The 4,075-nt window shown below is 66.6% G+C and carries 3 protein-coding genes and 1 pseudogene; all 4 read right to left on the bottom strand.

The window, feature by feature from the left end; translation table 11 throughout:
• Nucleotides 1–347: pseudogene (locus tag JOY90_RS31075) on the bottom strand (CpaF family protein); the annotation flags it as partial.
• A 20-nt stretch (nt 348–367) separates the two neighbouring features.
• Complete coding sequence (locus JOY90_RS31080) at nt 368–1,636, bottom strand: AAA family ATPase (RefSeq protein ID WP_291694916.1); 1,269 nt, start codon at nt 1,634–1,636, stop codon at nt 368–370.
• Nucleotides 1,633–2,370, bottom strand: a complete 738-nt coding sequence (locus tag JOY90_RS31085; protein ID WP_291694917.1) for a CpaD family pilus assembly protein — start codon at nt 2,368–2,370, stop codon at nt 1,633–1,635. The genes JOY90_RS31080 and JOY90_RS31085 overlap by 4 nt, the downstream gene beginning before the upstream one ends.
• Before the next feature lie 23 nt (nt 2,371–2,393).
• Entirely contained in the window at nt 2,394–3,872 is a 1,479-nt protein-coding gene (locus tag JOY90_RS31090; protein ID WP_291694918.1) for a type II and III secretion system protein family protein, read from the bottom strand.
• Nucleotides 3,873–4,075 lie beyond the last annotated feature (203 nt).

Consider the following 4,075-nt stretch of genomic DNA (forward strand, 5'->3'; position numbering starts at 1 on the left):
TCCTGCTCGGCGATCGACATCACGATGTTCTTGATCGCGATGATCTCGTTGACGATGTCGCGGATTTCCTCGCGCGCCGATTCGCCGTCGAGCTTGGCGAGCTGGGCGAGGTCGATCGCCTCGATCAGAGCGCCGAAGATCGTGGCCTTGACCTGGTAGTAGTTGTCGGAATGCCGGGTTTCGACGGCGGGCGGCGGGGGCGGCCGGCTCGGCGCGAGCGGCGGGGCTGCGACCGGCGGCGGGGGCGCCGGACGCGCAGCCGCGGGCGCCGCGGCGGCGACCGGCTCCGGCGCGCTCGGGGTGGGCTTGGGAGCCCTGGTATCTTCTCCGGCACGCTTGCCAAACACGAACGTACTCCAGGCCTAGGCTACTTGCCGCGCAGCTTGTCGATCAGGGGCGACAGGATCGAGCCCCGCGGTTTCTTGGTCTCGCTGCGCCCGGTCAGGCGCTGCGCGATCTGCAGGAACATCTCGATGGTGCGATGATTGGCGGCGATTTCCGCGACCATCTGGCCGTTGTTGGCGGCCGAGCCGAAAATCTGCGGCTCGAAGGGAATGGTTGCGATCGGATGGCTCTCGATCGCCTTCGCAAACTCGCTGCCGTTGATCTCGGGCCGCTTCGGCACGCCGACCTGGTTCAGGCAATAGAGCGGCGGCCGGTCGTTGGGCCGCGAGGCCTTCAGGAGGTCGAAGATGTTCTTGGTGTTGCGCAGGTTGGCGAGATCGGGCGCCGCCACGATCAGGATGTCGTCGGCGCCGACCAGCGCGCGCTTGGTCCAACCCGACCATTGATGGGGGACATCCAGCACGATGCAGGGCATCGTGGTGCGCAGCGTGTCGAAGATCGCGTCGAAGGCTTCGACGCCGAAATCGTACACCCGATCCAGCGTCGCGGGCGCCGCGAGCAGGCTCAGATGGTCGGTGCATTTCGACAGCAGGCGGTCGATGAAGGCGGTATCGACGCGGTCGGGTGAGAACACGGCGTCGGCGATGCCTTGCGGCGGATCCTGATTGTAGTCGAGGCCGGCGGTGCCGAATGCGAGGTCGAGATCGGCGACGACCGAATCCATCGCCAGATCGCGCGCGATCGCCCAGGCGACGTTGTGGGCGATGGTGGAGGCGCCGACCCCGCCCTTGGCGCCGACGACCGCGATGATGCGGCCGACGGATTTCGCCTCCGGCGCCGAGAACAGGTTGCAGATCGAGCGAACCACGTCCAGCGTGTTGACCGGAGCGATGACGTAGTCGCTGACGCCGCGTCGCACCAGCTCGCGATAGAGGCCGACGTCGTTGATGCGGCCGATCACCACGACGCGGGTGCCGGAATCGCAGACGGTGGCGAGCTGGTCCAGGCCGCCGAGAATATCGCCGCGTCCGTCGGTCTCGATCACGATGACGTTCGGGGTGGGAGCCGAGCGGTAGGCCTCGGCCGCCGCGGGCAGGCCGCCCATCTGGATTTTCAGATGCGCCTTGCCAAGCCGGCGGTCTTCGCCCGCCGACTGGACCGCAGCCGCAGTTTCCACGGTCTCGCAGAAGGCCTGCACCGACACGCGCGGTGCCGGCGCGATGTGGTCCTCTGCCGGCGGCGGCGCGACAGCCGGCTCGTCTTCGCTGTTCTGGCGGGCGTAGCTGATCATTTGCCGAGTTCGCTGAGCTTGGCCTTGTCGGCCTCGGGATAGACGGTGGTGGTGGTGCTGCCCTTGCGATATTTCTCGAAGGCTGCCGTGCGCCGGATGGTGTAGGGCGCCGTTTCCGGACGCGGCTGCACCAGATCGGACGGATTGTCGACCATGGCGGCGAGGTTGCGCTGATAGGCGCAGCCGAAATTGTAGTAGGGCTTGTTCTCGTGATAGCCCTTGTTCTTGATCGAAGGCCCGATGTCGTCCGGCCAGAGCCCGCAGGGGCCGGCGACGGCGGACAGCTTCGGATAGGTCAGGCGAATCGCCGCCATCTCCTGCGGGTCCTCGGGATGATAATGATGCACCATGAGCCCCTTCGGCGGCACGCCCGCGGCCGAAAGCAGCGCCTGGATCTCCTGGAAGGAATAGGCGGCGGCGCGTGCGTTGGGCGTATTGATGGGCACATAGGCGTTGATGGCGCCGGTTGCTTCGCGATTCCAGCTCCGCGCCACCCACATCACGTCGGCGCGCTGGCTCGCCGACAGGCCGCCGCGGCCTTGGCCGACGAACACGACCATGGATTGGTTGGCTTCCTGGATCGCGATCGGGTGACGCTGGCGATAGTCGTCGGGGATCCCCGCCGTGGTCGCGACTTCGCTCGTGTGGTTGCAGGCACCGAGCGCGAGGGCTGCGCCGGCGAGGGCCGCCATGCTGAGCGTGCGCTTGCGGTTGCGGGCGGTGCTGGTTGTCATCGGTTTCAAATCCTCGCCCCGCGTCAGTCGGTGATAAAGCCGTAGGTGCCGCGATAGGCGCGGGCCGGCTGCTCGGCGCGACCGGGCACGCCATAGATGCGATTGATGTTGCCGAGCAGGTCAGCCTGCGGATCGGACGAGGCGGCAAAGCCGTCGTCGGGGCGCGCCAGGTCCTTCTGCGCGACCGCCCGGACCATATAGGGCGTCACCAGCACCATCAGCTCGGTCTGGTTGTTGATGTAGTCGCGGCTGCGGAACAGCGAGCCGAGCACGGGCAACTGCATCAGTCCCGGGAAGCCGTTGATCGCCTGCTTGGTCTGGTCCTGGATCAGGCCGGCCATCGCCATCGAGCCGCCGGAGGGAATTTCCAGCGTGGTTTCCGCGCGGCGGGTCTTGATCGAGGGAATGGTGACCGAGTTGACGGTCGTCGAGGTGACCGATTGCGAGATCGTGAGCGCGTTGTCATTCGACAGCTCCGACACTTCCGTCATCACGCGCAGGCTGATCTTGCCTTCGGTCATCACGACGGGCGTGAAGTTGAGCGAGACGCCGAACTTCTTGTAGCTGATCTGCGTGGTACAGACATGGGTGGTGGGATCGCAGGAATAGCCGCCGGGGATCGGGAACTCGCCACCGGCGACGAAGGTCGCCGATTCTCCGGAGATGGTGGTGAGGTTCGGCTCGGCAAGCGTGCGCACCACGCCGGCGCTCTCCATCGCGCGCAGCGTCGCCTGCACCGTCGACGTGGTGCCGAACTGCCCGATGGTGGTGTTGTTGGCGACCAGCGGGCGGCCGAGCGCGGTGAACGGGTTGGCGTTCGAGAAGTTGACCACGGCCGTGCCGTAGTTCAGGCTGGTCGTGAGATCGATGCCCATCTGCTTGATGATCGAGCGCGCGACCTCGGCGACCGTCACCTTCAGCATCACCTGGTCGCGGCCGCGGACCACGATCGAGTTGACGACCTTGTCGGCGCCGCCGGTCAGTCTTGCCGCGATGTCGCCGGCCTGCTGCGCCTCGATCGGGGTTGCCGCCGAGCCGCTCAGGATCACGCCGTCGCCGACGCCCTCGATCCTGATGTCGGCGTCCGGCAGCGTCTGCTTCAGGGCCGCGCGCACGCCGTTGAGATCGCGCGTGACGGCGATGTCATAGGCCGCGATCTGCTGGCCGCTGGCGTCGAAGAACACGATGTTGGTCTGGCCGACCGCGGCGCCGATGATGTAGGCGCGCTGCGACGAGCGGATCACGGCGTTGGCGATCTTCGGGTCGCCGACCAGCACGTCCTTGATCTCGCGCGGCAGGTCGATGACGATGGATTTGCCGATGCCGAGCGGCAGGAAACGGGCATTGATCTGGCCGTCGGCTGCGACCGGGGCTGGCGCGCGATATTCGGCGGCCAAGACCGGTGCGAGCGCCGGATTGAGCGTCAGGGCCGCGGCGGCCGTAAACGACAGCGCGCGGACCACGAAGGTACGCCACGTTCGTTTGCTTGCCCTGCACGTCATGGATGTGTCCTCATCGTCACTTCCGCATCGTCGAACCATGGACAGCGAAACGCGCGATGTTGACGCCGCCGCTCGCCCGCACCGTTGCGAGGGCCTCGAGCGGCAGGGCCGCTCCGCGTGCGGAATTCATACGCTTCACTTTCCACGTTACGCCGCGACGCTTTCCGCCGCCGTGACATGGAGTTGACCAGCTATTCGTCAAA

It is taken from the genome of Bradyrhizobium sp. (assembly GCF_019242285.1).
In the GTDB taxonomy this organism is placed as follows: domain Bacteria; phylum Pseudomonadota; class Alphaproteobacteria; order Rhizobiales; family Xanthobacteraceae; genus Bradyrhizobium.